Annotated in this window: 15 protein-coding genes and 1 pseudogene; 13 read left to right on the top strand and 3 right to left on the bottom strand. The window is 42.7% G+C overall.

The features are described 5' to 3' along the window. Nucleotides 1-6 precede the first annotated feature (6 nt). The 6 genes from EDC56_RS05640 to EDC56_RS05615 all read left to right on the top strand — a co-directional run bounded on the left by EDC56_RS05640 (nt 7) and on the right by EDC56_RS05615 (nt 5490). Nucleotides 7-294, top strand: a complete 288-nt coding sequence (locus tag EDC56_RS05640; protein WP_123711501.1) for a DUF6953 family protein — start codon at nt 7-9, stop codon at nt 292-294. A 440-nt stretch (nt 295-734) separates the two neighbouring features. Then, entirely contained in the window at nt 735-875 is a 141-nt protein-coding gene (locus tag EDC56_RS19565; protein ID WP_162844092.1) for a hypothetical protein, read from the top strand. After that, on the top strand, nt 868-1974 hold the full coding sequence (locus EDC56_RS05635) for an HNH endonuclease (protein ID WP_123711500.1): 1107 nt from the start codon (nt 868-870) through the stop codon (nt 1972-1974). Before EDC56_RS19565 ends, EDC56_RS05635 begins: the two co-directional genes overlap by 8 nt. Before the next feature lie 513 nt (nt 1975-2487). Continuing rightward, nucleotides 2488-2856 (top strand): hypothetical protein, encoded by a 369-nt coding sequence (locus EDC56_RS05630; RefSeq protein ID WP_123711499.1) that lies wholly within the window; start codon nt 2488-2490, stop codon nt 2854-2856. Nucleotides 2857-2946: 90 nt separating this feature from the next. Continuing rightward, a complete protein-coding gene (locus tag EDC56_RS05625) occupies nt 2947-3558 on the top strand; it encodes a hypothetical protein (protein ID WP_123711498.1) in 612 nt (203 codons plus the stop codon). 894 nt (nt 3559-4452) lie between these two features. After that, entirely contained in the window at nt 4453-5490 is a 1038-nt protein-coding gene (locus EDC56_RS05615) for an arginase family protein (protein ID WP_123711496.1), read from the top strand. 249 nt (nt 5491-5739) lie between these two features. Here the strand turns inward: EDC56_RS05615 and EDC56_RS05610 are convergent, their stop codons facing one another. Beyond that, a complete protein-coding gene (locus EDC56_RS05610; RefSeq protein ID WP_123711495.1) occupies nt 5740-6714 on the bottom strand; it encodes a transposase in 975 nt (324 codons plus the stop codon). 181 nt (nt 6715-6895) lie between these two features. Here EDC56_RS05610 and EDC56_RS05605 point away from each other — a divergent pair, with 181 nt between their 5' ends. From EDC56_RS05605 to EDC56_RS05585, 5 genes are all read left to right on the top strand, one after another. Beyond that, complete coding sequence (locus EDC56_RS05605; protein ID WP_123711494.1) at nt 6896-7306, top strand: hypothetical protein; 411 nt, start codon at nt 6896-6898, stop codon at nt 7304-7306. A 530-nt stretch (nt 7307-7836) separates the two neighbouring features. Beyond that, nucleotides 7837-9153 (top strand): hypothetical protein, encoded by a 1317-nt coding sequence (locus tag EDC56_RS05600; RefSeq protein ID WP_123711493.1) that lies wholly within the window; start codon nt 7837-7839, stop codon nt 9151-9153. Nucleotides 9154-9640: 487 nt separating this feature from the next. Beyond that, nucleotides 9641-9958: a DUF4288 domain-containing protein gene (locus tag EDC56_RS05595; RefSeq protein ID WP_162844091.1), complete on the top strand. Its 318-nt coding sequence runs from the start codon at nt 9641-9643 to the stop codon at nt 9956-9958. 824 nt (nt 9959-10782) lie between these two features. Continuing rightward, on the top strand, nt 10783-11250 hold the full coding sequence (locus EDC56_RS05590; protein ID WP_162844090.1) for a zinc-ribbon domain containing protein: 468 nt from the start codon (nt 10783-10785) through the stop codon (nt 11248-11250). Nucleotides 11251-11440: 190 nt separating this feature from the next. Then, nucleotides 11441-11923 (top strand): RICIN domain-containing protein, encoded by a 483-nt coding sequence (locus EDC56_RS05585; RefSeq protein WP_211333569.1) that lies wholly within the window; start codon nt 11441-11443, stop codon nt 11921-11923. Between the two features lie 170 nt (nt 11924-12093). Here EDC56_RS05585 and EDC56_RS05580 read toward each other — a convergent pair whose 3' ends face one another. Next, nucleotides 12094-12735 (bottom strand): transposase, encoded by a 642-nt coding sequence (locus EDC56_RS05580; RefSeq protein WP_123711490.1) that lies wholly within the window; start codon nt 12733-12735, stop codon nt 12094-12096. A gap of 520 nt (nt 12736-13255) precedes the next feature. Here EDC56_RS05580 and EDC56_RS05575 point away from each other — a divergent pair. Continuing rightward, a complete protein-coding gene (locus EDC56_RS05575) occupies nt 13256-13822 on the top strand; it encodes a VPLPA-CTERM sorting domain-containing protein (protein WP_123711489.1) in 567 nt (188 codons plus the stop codon). Nucleotides 13823-14227: 405 nt separating this feature from the next. Here the strand turns inward: EDC56_RS05575 and EDC56_RS20070 are convergent. Then, nucleotides 14228-14581, bottom strand: a pseudogene (locus EDC56_RS20070) (ABC transporter substrate-binding protein); the annotation flags it as partial. Between the two features lie 452 nt (nt 14582-15033). Here EDC56_RS20070 and EDC56_RS05565 point away from each other — a divergent pair. Then, on the top strand, nt 15034-15621 hold the full coding sequence (locus tag EDC56_RS05565) for a GNAT family N-acetyltransferase (protein ID WP_123711488.1): 588 nt from the start codon (nt 15034-15036) through the stop codon (nt 15619-15621). Nucleotides 15622-15663 lie beyond the last annotated feature (42 nt).

The raw sequence follows: 15663 nt of genomic DNA, 5'->3' as shown, positions 1-15663 counted from the left end.
ATAAATATGGAAAATAAAGTAGAGAAAGTTACAGCCGACGATGTGGCTGCGTGGATGCTTGGGCAGCTTGAAGCGAAGAAGTGGTTATATCAAGAAGTTGTTGTTTATAAAATAAAGAAGGAGTTTGGCGAAGATTTTGTATACCTAAATGCCAGCGGAAACTTGGCGATTGGGAAGGATGTATTAAAAAGCTTCAAGAAAATTACTGAAAATTCTGTTGTCTGGGAACGAGGTGAAAAAGCCTGGAGAAAACTAAGAGAAAATGAAAAATACACTGGAAGACAAGTCGACTAACGATCTAACAAGGGCCGAAAATAACTAATACACCCATAGTTATTTTGGCGTATCTATCCAATACTGGCGTGTTCAGGGATCAATATAGTTGGGTGTCTTGATAAGTCCGGCAACTGAATATCCTGACGAACTGATTGAGTAAATGACTAGCCATCAATCACTTATAGTACTCTATAAGTACACAGCTATATTAAGAAATAACTAAGACACCCATAACTATTTGTCGCATATATACAACTCTATTACACTTAAAGACGATGAAGGTAGGTGTCTGGATAAGCACTAATCTTGCTTATATCAGCCATCTATCCACACCACACACCCCCACCATGATTGTCGTAAATCCTTACAGCTATCAGACACTTGTCACTTTCCATCCAGCCGTTAGTACGGTACTGTATCCCTCAAATAATTAACAACAGGGCTTAGCGGCGGTTAGCATGGACTTACTTCACAATCAGCAACAATGTACCAAGCCCAGCTATAACAAGGCCAATCAGCATTGCCAGCAAAGCTGGCTGGACTTCGCTACGTTCAGCCGCTGTTGGCAGCGTTATGTTTCACTGAGTATCTATGAGTAAACGAGACGATTTCACTGAAGCAACCAAAAGGGCCATGGCTGAGCGAGTTGCTTGGCGATGCAGTTTCCCTGGTTGTGGAAAAATAACAATTGGCCCAAGAATGGGGCAGGGAGAAGAAAAGAAATCTTTAAATTTAGGTGAGGCAGCTCATATCGTTGCTGCCGCAAAAGATGGCCCTAGATTTGACAATGATACTACACCTGAATTCAGGCGGTCCATTGATAATGGGATCTGGATGTGTAGGGCTCATGCAAGGTTTATAGATACAGATCATAAAGAATATTCGGTTGAAACTTTAAGATTGTGGAAAATCCAAGCCGAAGAGCAAGCTTATAAAAATCTAAAATTACAAGATAATTATAATTTTGAAAGTAGAAGAACACTTATTGCGATTGGGTTTGATTTGTTGCTGTATGGTACATGGTCGTCAGTTAAAGGTAATGAGTGGGAGTTCATAGTTGAAAGTTACTTAGAAGATTCTAGCAATGAGTTAAAAAATTACTCAGATGGCTTTGGCTCTATAGAGGTGAATCAAAGGTTTATATCCGTTGAGTCACAAGGCGATGCAAGAGTAATTAAATCACCTATCGAAATAGATTATTCCACAGGTGGTTCTGAGTTATTTAGAGTCAAAATTGAAGATAAAGTTATTGCTAAGAAGCCTTCCGGTGTTGGAGCTACTATTAAGTTAGGCGATGATGGTGACCTAGATTTATCTGGTGGTGGTATCACACGGATTTCTGGTGTTGAAGCAGCTATTCAGTCGATAGCAACTTCTGCTGGTACCTTGTACGGTGAGTGTTTTTTCGATAAAACGGCAGGCTCATTTATTAGTGAACTCTTTCATAAGTATAAAGATGATGTTCTTCTGTTAGAATCTGTAATAAAGCTTGAGATGATAAGGTTATCACTTGTTCCTAGGATTTCATCTGACAATAAAAACGTTACGCCTCCACTTAGTTTCATAAAAGAAATAGTGTCGGTGAACATTCCGTCGGTTGTTTTGGTTGATTCTCGACTATTAATGAAGTTGAAACTGGTGTTGGGGGATGAAACTGAGTGGGTTGGCAATGTTAAAGTGTTTGTGCTGCAGAAATAACTAATGGCAAATAACTAAGACACCCATAGTTATTTTGACGCATATATTCAATATTGGCGCGTTCAGAGATCAATATAGGTGGGTGTCTTGATAAGCCCTTCTCAATCCGTTAGAAGTTAGCCCCAAAATAAGCCGACGGCGGGTAAGTGGCTGACGGAAATAACTAAGACACCCATAGTTATTCTGACGCATATATTCAATGTTGGCGCGTTCAGAGATCAATATAGGTGGGTGTCTTGATAAGCCCTTCTCAATCCGTTAGAAGTTAGCCCCAAAATAAGCCGACGGCGGGTAAGTGGCTGATATTAATAACCATAAATATTGCGGTGTAGTTCTAATATACGCGCAAGTTGCGGTGTAATTCTGAGAAGCTTTTTATTGAGAGTAGATAAGCTTATGTTAATCATGTAGTTTATGGGCAACTAAAATAATTAACCCCAGAATTACACCGCAACTGTGATACACCGCAGCTTGCGGTGTAATACGCTGTTATGTTCAGGGGATGTAAATCAAATGGCAGACTTTAGGTCATCTTTCTTTAGTGATGCTAATCGGGTCGTGTTTACAAGTTCCGGGGTATACAACCCTAAGAAAAAGAAGGGTAACAGTGTCATTGCAGATGTTCGTGACGTAAAGCAAATCAGAAACTTATACATATGTCTTGAAATTATCTATGATCCCAACCCAGAGACTACAGGTTGGATGAGCCCGCCGGACTACACGATAACGTCAATGAACGATAAAGATGTTATTGATTCTGTAGATGTTGTATTAAAAGGATGGCTTCGTAAAGTTGGTTGGAAAAGTGACTATTCGCTAATAAGATACGAAGATTATCATGATTGGTTATCGGAAAATGCAATCGATGTTCCGTCAACATAAACATAACAAGGCAATTAACTACGCGCCTTCGGCGCAAGACGCTCGTACCTCGCGCCTGTTATTGCGGCGTTAGGCGTCCAGGAGGAGGCGATGGAAATTAAACAAAAAAATGTTGGTAAAAACCAGACCGTAATAAACAATGAGTCAGGTGTTGTAAATGTTGATCAGTCTAGGCAATACACAAACCTGGCAGATGAAAATACATTGCATATATATAAAGAAATATCTCAAGCTGATCAAGGAAAGTTTATTACAGGTTTTGTCATTGCCTGTTTTCTTCCTGGATTAAGTCTTATTGCAGATTTTATGCAAATGCACCCCGTAATAGACTTTCCTTTTTGGGTATATTTAGTTGCTTTTGGCACAATCTTTTTTGTTGTTTTAATTGGCTTCTTTGATAACTTTAAAATTATGTCATCAGAGCCACCAAGGGATGACGAGTGTAGGTGGCTATATTCGGACAGACTGTTTATCCGAACTGAAAATGGCTACACAATATTTACACATACCAATAACTGCATCTACCCTGATTGCCAAGGAAAGATAGTAATATCGTCACCACCCGAAAGATATAATGGCGAGTTTTCATGTTTTGGTAAATGTAGTTTAGCTGGTGGGCAGCATTCATATGGCATTGACTATAATTTCAAAGCATACCCCATTGATGTTGATTGGCGGCCTATACCAAGGCCTAACAAGTAGCTGCACAGGAAAATAACTCACTACGCTCCCAATTTCCTGTGAGCTCGGCGTTATGTGTAATTAACTATGGAAGAGCTTCTACTCTACTTAACCGGATTTTGGCGATTTGTATTCAGCGCGCAATTTAGACTGGATTATAAAGCTCGCTTTCAGCGAATGAAGGACGGCGAAAAATTCATGGAAGTTATAAATATGTTAATCTCAATAATCGTAGGTATTGGTGTACCGGCAATAATCATCTATCGCGTATATTTTGTATAAGAGGTGGTATTGTGCCAAAACACATAACAAAACGGTCAATGAACGCCTGCGGCTGGACAGCTTTAAGCGCTGCTTCGCAGCAAAGCAGCCCATTACCTAAGCGTTAATTGCCTCAAGGAGATTGTGCTATTCGGGAAGAAAAAGGATCAAGTGACTATTTGCTTATTGTTTCGTGCCTTGTTATTTTCTTTTTCCTATTTCAGTGGCTAGAAATTTATAGCCTTGTAGTAGTTATGCAATGCTCGAAGATATCGGATTTTTGGCTGGGCACATCTCAAGATGGCTTTAACCCATATATAGCCTCCGTTACAATATTCACACTATTTCTATTGTGGTCCATAACCGACGCGGCTAGAGCCATCTATTTAAACTATAGAGATAAGTTACAGTCCATTGTCGTATGCTTAACTATAATTCTTTGCTCCGTATTTACAGCACGAGCATTGTGGGCACAATGGGAGTATTTTGAAATATCGTGCAAAATAACTAAGACACCCATAGTTATTCTGACGTATATATTCAATATTGGCGCGTTCAGAGGTCAATATAGGTGGGTGTCTGGAAAGCTCTTTTCATCAGAGCCTGATTAAGTCACAATCTGGTTATTAGCATCAAAACAAGAACTAAATTGATATGAAATATCTCATTCCTTTTACCAGACAAATGTGCCTGCAACTCGCTTCAATTCGTGACGGCGAAACTAAACTTGCCCAAACAGTTCACTGCAGCGATGGAAATAGACCTCTCAGCGAGACACTCGATAGCGCTAGATACAGTGGTGTACGTTTCGCTATCCTAGGCATAGGTGAAGACATAGGCCCACGCGCAAATGTGGGTCCCGGCGGCGCAACCGATGCCTTCGAATCGGCCATGGCACAATTTCTCAACCTACAATCTAACCGCTTCTTGAGTGGCAACGAGTGCATGGTGTTGGGTCAGATGCAGACAGATGATCTACAGCTCGGAGAAGAGGGTGATACCGATGCAATGAGAAGCAATATTGACCGAGTGATCACCATAGTCAGTCAGGTAATTTCGGCGGGCCTCGAGCCTATCGTTATCGGCGGTAGCCATAACAATGCCTTTGGCTTATTGACGTCGGTCAAGCATTGCCTTAACAGGAAAGTCGCGGCGGTAAACTTAGATCCCCATTCCGATTTTCGCCCACCTGAAGGCCGACTTAGTGGCAATAGTTTCACCCACGCTGCGGCCAGCGGCGCATTGGGTTACTACCATGTACTCGGCATGCATGAACTCAAGAACAGTGAAGAGACTCTGGAGCAACTCAGCACCTTCGGCGGCCACTGGCATACCTTGCAATCGATCTGGATACGCCGAGAAATCACCTTGAAGTCGGCATTAGATGAGATAGTCACGCGCCTGAACGACTGCCAGCTACCTGTGGCCCTAGAACTGGATCTCGATGCCATCATCAATATGCCCAGTAGTGCCTCGACAGCTGCGGGGATACCACTACTGGACGCCTTACATTATGTGAGCACGATAGCCAGAAATACACCTTGTGCTTATCTGCATTTAGCGGAAGCCGCACCTAGCTGCCATGTTGCAAGCATAGCGGCCGGTTATCGCGAAACAGGCCAGAGTATCTGTGAGCTGATTTATGCGTATATTCAAGGCAGAATGCAGGCACAGCAGATAGGTTATATCTGAGTATAAGGGATATTAAGCCCCACTTCGCGTAAAGAATAACCAAGACACCCATAGTTAAATAAGAAGGCTAAATCTCACGTACACAGGTAATAAGGTGCGGATGCTCCGCCTTTTGGCAGTAAATCAGAGCTAGATTAAGTGCTGCAGGGCAATGAAGTAAGTAATTTCAGGTAGATGGGCAGCGTTCAGGCGTAACGAGCCACGGCAGGGTGGTTAGCCGTGCATAAGTTATGTTGATCTTAGATTTATTTAGCCAAACAGGGCGCGGCTAGTTGTGATGCCGTGCCTTCGTTTTCGCTTGTGGTGTTGCTGGTAGTCATCCAGGCTTTGTGTGCTACCTACGGGGCCTGTAAAAAAGTGTTCGAACGAGGTTGTTAGCTGTAGCCAGTTTTCTGCAGAGATATTAAGCCGCGTTAGGATGTCTTCAGCGTTGCTGTCGATAGAGCCGCGTTTATTTTTGCGTAGCACCCGCCCGGTTTGATCGACGAGCGCCACATAGTCTTTTAAGTTGAAACACACCCCCTTGGGTATGTGTTGACGCTCGTTGCCAATGAAGGGGAGTAACTCTTTGGCTTGTTGGCCTTTATGTGCGGCGGCTATACGCAGCCTAATGCTGGTGTGGGCTGATGCTTCGGGTGTCTTCGCCATCTTGGCTCTAACGGGGTTTAAATCTACATAGGCCATACACGCGAGTAGAGCCCCTTCGTCGAGTAGTGCTTGTGACTTGAAGCGTCCTTCCCAAAAGCGGCCGGTGCAGCCGTCTTCCTGATTGGCTTGTCGTGCAATCGGTTCGTTTAACGCGCGCATAAACCAACTGATGTCGGCTAAGCGACGACGGTACTCCGTGATGATGCTGTCCAGCGTACCCTGCTCGTATGATGTAATAGTTTGGCCTCTGGCAAAGCGCTGTGTCAGCAAATTACCTTGGTATAGTTGGTGCCACTGATTAACCACTTGTTGGTCAGTCCATTGCTGAGCTTCATCCTCATCAACGCGTAGCACCAGGTGGGCGTGGTTGCTCATTACGGCATAAGCGCAGATATCAATGGCAAAGACACTAGCAAGCTCTAAAGCACGGGACTCCACCCAGCCCCGGCGGTGCTCATAGCTCTCACCGCTGAACGGGTCGTTGCCACAGAGAAAGGCACGTCGAACGCAACGAGAGACGCAGTGATAGTAGGGGGTGTCGGCTAGGCTGACGATCTGTTTACGTGGTGTTGGCATGGGCAGTCCTCCCTGACTTATTTGAGTTTAGGAGTGAGTGCTTTCTATAGCAATGCCGGTGGGTGTCTTGGTAAGATTACATAACAAGTTGCTTAAACGGACAAAAAACAGCTGGCTTTTGCTCGTTCCTCGCTAATTTTAGCCAGCTATTTTATTGCCGCTTAGCAAAGCGTTATGCGCAATGAACTTCAAGTATCGGCATCTCTACATCAAGGAAGAAATGAAATATCAATGTTGTGTGTGTAGCTCCAAATTTGAAGGCAGCCAAATTAAGGATGACTTCAAGAATGGAGTAAAAGAGGGCTTTTTATGCCCCGAGTGCGGTGCCAATATCAAAGATGATATGAGTGGCCAGACCGCATTCGATCAAAAAGCCAGTGGCTCATATTCATTTTACGCATTCTTATTAGCAATTTTCTTCTTAGACAGTAAAATCGAACAATATATAAGCACTCCATTGGGTGTAAACAATTGGTTGTTTCTTGGTGTTTTGTTTGGGGTTTCTGTTTCGGTTTACGGTTTTGTAAACCGTGGGTTGCTCAAAGAATCTAACATTTTAACCACAAAGAGCGTGAGCGCATTAAATAACTAAGACACCCATAGTTATTCTGACGCAAAAAAAAATAACTAAGACACCCATAGTTAAATAAGAAGGCCAAACCTGACGTACACAGGCAATAAAATACAGATGCTCCGCCTTTTGGCAGTAAATCAGAGCTAGATTAAGTACCGCAGGGTAACGAAGAGAGTAATTGCAGGTAGATGAGCAGCGTCCAGGCGTAGCGAGTCACGGCAGGGTGGTTAGCCGGGCATAAGTTATGTTGATCTTAGGTTAATTCAGCCAAACAGGGTGCGGCTAGTTGTTATGCCGTGCCTTCGTTTTCGCTTGTGGTGTTGCCGGTAATCATCCAGGCTTTGTGTGCTACCTACGGGGCCGGTAAAAAGTTGTTCGAACGAGGTTGTTAGCCGTAGCTAGTTTTCTGTTGAGATATTAAGCCGTGTTGAATGCCTTTTGAATGTTGTTGATACGAAGCCCCTCTCCCTTGATAGTTATATGCGATTGATTTCTATCGTCGTCGGCTATATATTTACCAATCTTGAAAAATAATAAGAGTGTTAGGGATGAGAAGTATTAAAAATATTGCTGTATATAACTTGTTGCTGATATCTATTGCTGCCTTGGCTGCCTGTGGTGGTGGTGGTGGTGGTGGTGGTGGTGGTGGTGCCTCTTCTGGTGGGGGGGTTGATGGCGATTCATTAAGAGTTAATATAGAAGGTAGGGCTGTTAAGGGGGTTATGAAAGACCCGGATGTGCAGATTTTTCTGATCAAAGACGGTGTTGCGCTTGAGAGAGCAGAATATAGCGCAGATAGTGATAAGTTAGGAAATTTCTCATTCCATTCACCGATATACACAGCACCACCATTCAGTGCCATGTTAAAAACAGAGACTGGTTTGAAGTTCTATCACAAGTGCGATTTCTACCCTTCGTGTAATGATGTTGACTTTGGAGAGATAGATACGCTGTTTGGAAATAGTATTTTCTCGTATGATGTAACTGGAATGGAGCTTCGGTCCTATATACCGGCGCTAGCATCAGATAATCTTGTGAATGCAAATGTCTCAACATTAACGAGCTTTGCGGTTGCGATGGCGGAGGGAATGCCGGGCAAACTGACTGACGAGAATGCATCAAAGGCAAAAAAGGCCATCGAAGACTTGTTTGGGCTTACTGAGCGCGATATCGATATTCAAGCCACTAAGCTTATCGATCTGACAGATGTTAATGAATGGGTCTCGGCAACGGAAGAGGAACGCTATCATAGCGTAATGAATGCGGCCATTGTGGGTATGCCTGAGGAAGTTTTTGCTTTGCAAAGAGAATCTTTAGGGGTTGATCCGGCGAAAAATGATTATCAAATAACGTTTAACAATGTCTTATCCGATTTGGCATTTAACGGTCAGTTTGGGGGGGATGATCGATATAAGGAAGATTTTATTCAGTTGTTTATTAATATAGATGACGGCGCGCATAGCGTTTCCCTTAGTGGTTATATTGGGGCGCGTGGTGAAGTTAAATTATCACACTTTAGTGATATTTATGACCAGGTTACTGGTTATATCAGGTTGGAAGGGATGACCACGGAGCTTCTTTACAAATCATCATATCGTCAAAGATTTTATGCTGAAACTGGGTTTCCAGTATGGGACAGTGGTGTATTGACGTTTACCGTTAGTGAGAACGGAGCAATTAGCGGAATATCGGAAGGAAGTAATTCTTCTGATGGGTTGAGTGGTGTTGTTACTGGAGATGTATTAAGGGTTAACAAAGATGGTAACCAGTTTAATACAAATTCAGGTTTTGATATTGAAAAGTATAAGGATATAGCCAATAAACAGCTGGCTCTACTGCATGCCCATTACGGCACAACGCCTTAGCTATCTTGATAACTAAGGCACCCATCGTTATTACTATGTATATGTATAATATTGCTGTATTCAGAAGGAAATTAAGATGGGTGTCTTGGTAGGTTTGTCTTGGTAGGTTTGTAAGTGCTTTTGCCAATTACCTCCAGAATCGAATAATAGCAGGGACACACTTCATCACAGGGAGGCCTTTGCAGAGAATGGCGTTATGAGCTAAATACCAGTTAGCTAAAGGGAATAATTAAGGCAACCATAGTTATTCCGTCGTATATATTCAATCTACTACATTAAGAACTCAATAAAGATGGGTGTCTGGAAAGCTCTTATTTCCCGAACCGATAAATAATAGGGCAAGCACATTTCGTCGCGGGGTGATCTTGGCAGTCAGCGGCAAATTAGAATTGAAACAACAGTGGGTTAAGGTAGTATCTGGGGCTGTAAACAATAAAGCTATATAAGCTAGCGTCATATACAAATGTTACCCATGATTGGTGAGACTATGGAATGGTACGCTGTAAGAAACGTCTTTCACTTTGGTGTGAAATCAGACGGAAAGAATGTATTCGAAGAGAGAGTTGTAGTATTCCAAGCTGAATCGTTCGATGAGGTTCACTCAAAGGCTGAGGCAGAAGCTGCGCAGTACGCAAAAGATAACGACTTCTCAGTACACGACATGCAAGAATGTTATCGCCAAGACGGTGAAAACCTCATAGATGGCTACGAAGTCTGGTCTCAACTATTTGAAGCGCACCTTTCCTTAGAAGCCTTCTACGCCACACGTTATGAGAAGTTCAAATACGACCCAGAAAATGTGTAACAATCCAATGAAGCCTGACCCAGTAAGCGCCGCTGGGTTGGCACGAGGCCGCTACAGTGTAGCGGCGCTCACTGGGCAGCTTGTTGGGGTGTTATAGAATAATAGAATAACTAAGACACCCATAGTTAAATAAGAAGACTAAATCTCACGTACACAGGCAATAAAATACAGATGCTCCGTCTTTTGGCGGTAAATCAGGGCTAGATTAAGTGCTACAGGGTAATGAAGAGAGTAATTTCAGGTAAATGGGCTGCATTCAGGCGTAACGAGTCACGGCAGGGTGGTTAGCCGGGCATGAGTTATGTTGATCTTAGGTTAATTCAGCCAAACAGGGCTCGGCTAGTTGTTATGCCGTGCCTTCGTTTTCGCTTGTGGTGTTGCCGGTAATCATCCAGGCTTTGTGTGGTACCTACGGGGCCGGTAAAAAGTTGTTCGAACGAGGTTGTTAGCTGTGAACAAATAACTAAGACACCCGTAGTTATTCAGACGCATATATTCAATTATGGCGCGTTCAGAGGTCAATATAGGTGGGTGTCTTGATAAGCCCTTGCTTATGACAACTTGCTCGATGTCATGACTGTTTGCGGGGCTGGAACTAATGAATTAATAGTGCATGAAATACCAGTTCAAAGCATCATAGACGCTGAAGAAACAGGCTTTCTTAATACAGCAGACATAAACAATGAATATTCAGTCTACGAATGCGACAAAAACACATAACAAAACGGTCAATGATCGCCTGCGGCTGTAAAACCTTAAACGCTGCTTCGCAGCAAGGTTTCCCATTACCTTGGCGTTAGGCAACGATGACTGTAGGCGCTGATATGGACAAGAAGTCGAAAAATAAGCTTCGAAAAAAGGCTGCAGCTGCTGAGCTTAGAAAAAATATCGAACCAATGGATAAAGTCAATTGGTCGGACTCAAGTAAAAACTCTTATGCATATGAGTCACCTGTCAGGAATGCGTATATAGATTCCGCATACAGATGCACAAAATGCCATCAGGTAGCTGTATTCTCAGCCAAAGCTCAGAAGTATACCTACGAAGTAAAAAAGAGTTATATTTGCCAATATAGAACATTATGTCCAGAGTGTTATTACTCATTAAAGAACTTAGTTAATATGGTTAATGGGTTTGAGGAATTGTGGGCTAAAGAAAATGAGTCAACAAAGCACACAGCTCCATACATAATAGAATGGCTCGATGCACTTCAGCAGTTCCCTAAATACGGAAAAAAGGCTAACCAAGCTATAATTAACATGTTAAATAACCACATTTCTAAAAATTCCTAACAAAAAAAGCAACCCGACAAAAACATTCGCGCGCTCGAATTTTTGCGGGTTCTTTAGGCGTTATGCAGAATATTTTCTCATGTAATACTGTGTTTTTCCTAAATATGACTATTATAGTGTTGCAGTGAAATCTATTTAGATTAGAGCGCGACTTAAAATGATTAATAACGACATATCACAATAAGGAAAAATGATGAAAAGCGTAAAGATTGAAGGTTCTCATAATTTACAGGTACTAAGAGGGTTAACTAACAACCGCTCCATATTAAGCTGCACTGGTAATGGTGACAATGTCGACTTATGGAATTTGGACGACGGTAGCGGCCGACAAGAATGGAATGTCAAATTGGTCGAAGGCAGAACCGACCATTATAACATTATTGTGGAAAATGGTGTGAGCAGTGATAAAAAGTATCTCAGCACTACAAGCGATGGTAGTAATGTTGACTTATGGGATAAAGACGATGGAAGTGGCCGCCAGCGTTGGATGTTTTTTCCCGTTACAAATTCACCCACTTGCAACACCTATAACATCCAGGTTTCATCCGGAGTGACTGGTGGTAGGGTGTATCTTAGCTGTACTAGCGATGGTAGTAATGTTGATTTGTGGAGTGAGGATGATGGAAGTGGTCGCCAAAGATGGCAAGTTCAAGGGATTTGGCCTCAGAAATAGATTGGAGTTATAGCATTATTATTAGGTGTAGCATTTGGGCTGGAGCATAACAAGCGCCTGCAATCTGACTTCCGGATACTGGCGCCTTGTGTGCAAAGAGCCACACAAAAGGCGCCAGTATCCGGAGGCAGCTAAAAAATAACTAAGACACCCATAGTTAAATAAGAAGGCTAAATCTCACGTACACAGGTAATAAGCCGCGTTAGGATGTCCTCAGCGTTGTTGCTGATGCAGCCGCGTTTATTTTTGCGTAGCACTCGCCCGGTTTGATCGACGAGCGACACATAGTCTTTTAGGTTGAAGCACACCCTCTTGGGCATCTGTTGACGCTCGTTGCCAATGAAGGGGAGTAACTCTTTGGGTTGTTGGCCTTTATGTGTGACGGCTATGCGCAGTCTAATGCTGGTGTGAGCTGATGCCTCAGGTGTCTTCGTCATCTTGGCTCTAACGGGGTTTAAATCTACGTAGGCCATGCAGGCGAGTAGACCCCCTTCGTCGAGTAGTGCTTGTGACTTGAAGCGTCCTTCCCAGAAGCGGCCGGTGCAGCCGTCTTCCTGACTGGCTTGTCGTGCGATCGGTTCGTTTAACGCGCGCATAAACCAACTGATGTCGGCTAAGCGACGACGGTAGTCCGTGATGATGCTGTCCAGCGTACCCTGCTCGTAAGATGTAATAGCTTGGCCTCTGGCAAAGCGCTGTGTCAGCAAATTACCTTGGTATAGTTGGTGCCACTGCTTAACCACTTGTTGGTCAGTCCATTGCTGAGCTTCAGCCTCATTAACGCGTAGCTCCAGGTGGACGTGGTTGCTCATTACGGCATAAGCACAGATATCGATGGCAAAGACACTAGCAAGCTCTAAAGTCGAAGTGATAGTAGGCGGTGTCGGCTAGGCTGACGATCTGTTTACGTGGCAATAACTATGACACCCATAGTTATTCCTGTCGTTAGAAGGAGTCTTGATATGCTCTTATTTCCAGAGCCGATTAATAATAGGGTAAGCATGCTTCTTTGCAGGGTGAACTTTGCAAGTAATGGCAAATAATAATCGAAATAACAGTTGATTAAAGTGGTCCCTGGAGATGTTGACAATAAACTGTGTGTTGGCGTTATATAAAAAATGTTATAGGGTAAGTGTTGCCCACAATAAACTACGGCAGATAATACTAAACAAAGTTGAAAACGTCGGAATAATTGACGGACTAACGATTCTTTTAGCACGGAAGCGACATAACAGCGTGTTTTACTAGTCTATTTTGTCGGTATGATTATTGCTGGCTATTATAACTAATGAATTCAAGAATAAACGGATTAATAAACCAAAGGACTCTATTATGCTCAAGAAAACACTGTTTTTTTCGTTTTTTTCGTTTTTATCATTTAATGCAAGTTCGGCAATTGTTAATGCTGATTTTGAGGTAGTTGTTTCAGGTGGCACCTTTGATGGAGTCATAGGCACTGGAACAATCCAGTACGATGATGTAGATATTGGCTTTTTACCAGATGGCGACTCCCCTGCTGGAGTGCAATATGGACAGATCGATATTTCATTGACTGTTTTTGGACAAACATTCACTCAAGAAGATGAGGCTGCGCAGGGAGTGCCTGACGACCTTAATTATCCTTACGTATATGTCGGTGGTCCTAACTCACCAATTACAGGGGTTAATTGGGGTATTTTTGAAGCTAATGCATTTCCTGACGAAATATATAGAGACACCGAAATTACTCAGAGCGGTATTGCTGGTCTTGAATTACTCACAGATTTCACCCTTAGAAATGATGGTGTTTATACTGGTCAGCTTACAGTTAATGAATATTCTGCCGTTCCTATTCCGGCAGCAGCATGGCTATTTGGCTCTGCACTTGTAGGTTTGGCAGGCATTAAACGCAGAAAGTAACTGTTCATAAGTAATGACTAGAGGCTCCTAAATCGGGGTCTTTTTTATCTTCACAATTCCCATATAGTCGTCATTCATGCATACCCGAGCGTTACCCTATAATCAATTGCTAAAGCATCATTCCGGCCAAAAATCCCAACTGACTAAGACATCCGAATAACCAAGGAATCCATCGCTGATTTGTCGTATATATTCAACGCAGGCGCATTCAGAGTTAATGAAGACGGTGGTCTTGATAAACTTGATCACCTGCGGAGCCTCTATATAGGTTACGATCCTCACTTTCCCTGCGTAATGTTCACAGAGAAGCGAGTTTTACCCATCAGATATTCATCGTCACTGTTCTGAGTTCATTTGTCTTCACTCTCGAAGCGAATAGGTTTAGCAGCTAGCTCCTCAAGATCTTTAGCGACAGCCAAGATGCCGTCTTGACGTACTTGGTTGCTCCATTCTGACTGCCTGATGAAAGTAAACCAGCTCCCTCAGTGATAATATCAAAAGCCTTCCATTCCCCCGTTTTTTATCTTTACGCAGTTTAAACTCAAAATTGATATCGGGCTTTGGTGTATCAATCATAGCTACTTTCATGCTCGTAATCGTCTCGCTCGCGTCTAGCGGCTCTTGGCAAAATTCAATCTCCTGATTAGTGTGCTGAATTAAAAGTTGCGCATAAGCGCTCACGACATAGGTACGATAAGTGGCAATAAACTTAGCAACATCGTCGCGTTTAGCGCCTTTTAAATTTGGGCTTAGTAACTTTAATGCTGCATATTTTTGAAATAACTAAGACACCCATAGTTATTCTGTCGTATATATTCAATTCTGACGAGTCCAGAGCTCAATAAAGATGGGTGTCTGGAAAGCTCTTTGGAGTGTTCTAGTGGTCGTCGTTAGAGAGGGCTATAAGGCTGGTAAGTTATTTTTCTTGCGCTGCAGATTGGTGTAGTATCATGAAAACAAAAGGAGGGAGTATGGCTAACTTACGAGATCCCGGCGATTTCTCAATCGATGAGATTGCTGATATTGCATAAATGCGGGCAAAAAAGCTCGGCAGAAGGCGCTAGATGCGGGGCTAGAGGTCAGGTCTACCGATGAGGAGGGCCGTAAGGTCATCGATAAGAAGTGAACAGACGGAACGATTAAATAACTAAGGCACCCATAGTTAAATAGTTGAGGCGGGCGTTAAGCCTAAATTTAAATAAGGATTGTTTATGGTATTTGAGAAAGTAACACTTGAAGGTAATCATGTTCGACTAGAGCCTCTATCTAAGGTTCACCGTGGGGAACTAATAGAAGCAATTTCTGACGGTGAACTATGGAATTTGTTTGTTACTTTGGTTCCTCGAATTGAAGATGTTGATGAATTTATTGAGAGTGCCATTTCAGCTCATGAGAGTGGAGATGGATTAGCGTTTGCAACTATTGATAAAATATCCGGTCGAGTTATTGGCTCAACTCGGTTTATGAAGGCTAATCTGCAAAATAAGCGCGTAGAGATAGGGTTTACTTTTATTGCTAAGTCATATCAAAAAACTAAGATGAATACTGAAGCTAAATTATTAATGTTTACGCATGCTTTTGAAGTATTGAGTTTAAATCGAGTTGAGCTTTTAACTGATTACCTGAATACTACCTCACGCAGTGCGATTCTTCGTCTTGGGGCCAAAGAAGAAGGTATTCTTCGTAATCACATGGTTATGCCTGATGGTAGAGTCAGAGATTCAGTAATGTTCAGTGTTACAAATCATGAGTGGGCAGGTGTTAAACAAAACCTGCTTTTTAAATTGGCAACGAAATAACTAAGACACCCATCGTTATTCTGTCGTATTGATAGGTGAGCG

The organism is Sinobacterium caligoides, from assembly GCF_003752585.1.
GTDB classification, from domain to species: Bacteria; Pseudomonadota; Gammaproteobacteria; order Pseudomonadales; family Sinobacteriaceae; genus Sinobacterium; species Sinobacterium caligoides.
This window is presented reverse-complemented; position numbering and strand designations above follow the sequence as displayed.

Coding starts and splice junctions, on each gene's coding strand:
- EDC56_RS05640 (WP_123711501.1), top strand. CDS start 7: ATGGAAAATAAAGTAGAGAAAGTTACAGCCGACGATGTGGCTGCGTGG.
- EDC56_RS19565 (WP_162844092.1), top strand. CDS start 735: ATGGACTTACTTCACAATCAGCAACAATGTACCAAGCCCAGCTATAAC.
- EDC56_RS05635 (WP_123711500.1), top strand. CDS start 868: ATGAGTAAACGAGACGATTTCACTGAAGCAACCAAAAGGGCCATGGCT.
- EDC56_RS05630 (WP_123711499.1), top strand. CDS start 2,488: ATGGCAGACTTTAGGTCATCTTTCTTTAGTGATGCTAATCGGGTCGTG.
- EDC56_RS05625 (WP_123711498.1), top strand. CDS start 2,947: ATGGAAATTAAACAAAAAAATGTTGGTAAAAACCAGACCGTAATAAAC.
- EDC56_RS05615 (WP_123711496.1), top strand. CDS start 4,453: ATGAAATATCTCATTCCTTTTACCAGACAAATGTGCCTGCAACTCGCT.
- EDC56_RS05610 (WP_123711495.1), bottom strand. CDS start 6,714: ATGCCAACACCACGTAAACAGATCGTCAGCCTAGCCGACACCCCCTAC.
- EDC56_RS05605 (WP_123711494.1), top strand. CDS start 6,896: ATGAACTTCAAGTATCGGCATCTCTACATCAAGGAAGAAATGAAATAT.
- EDC56_RS05600 (WP_123711493.1), top strand. CDS start 7,837: ATGAGAAGTATTAAAAATATTGCTGTATATAACTTGTTGCTGATATCT.
- EDC56_RS05595 (WP_162844091.1), top strand. CDS start 9,641: ATGGAATGGTACGCTGTAAGAAACGTCTTTCACTTTGGTGTGAAATCA.
- EDC56_RS05590 (WP_162844090.1), top strand. CDS start 10,783: ATGGACAAGAAGTCGAAAAATAAGCTTCGAAAAAAGGCTGCAGCTGCT.
- EDC56_RS05585 (WP_211333569.1), top strand. CDS start 11,441: ATGATGAAAAGCGTAAAGATTGAAGGTTCTCATAATTTACAGGTACTA.
- EDC56_RS05580 (WP_123711490.1), bottom strand. CDS start 12,735: ATGAGCAACCACGTCCACCTGGAGCTACGCGTTAATGAGGCTGAAGCT.
- EDC56_RS05575 (WP_123711489.1), top strand. CDS start 13,256: ATGCTCAAGAAAACACTGTTTTTTTCGTTTTTTTCGTTTTTATCATTT.
- EDC56_RS05565 (WP_123711488.1), top strand. CDS start 15,034: ATGGTATTTGAGAAAGTAACACTTGAAGGTAATCATGTTCGACTAGAG.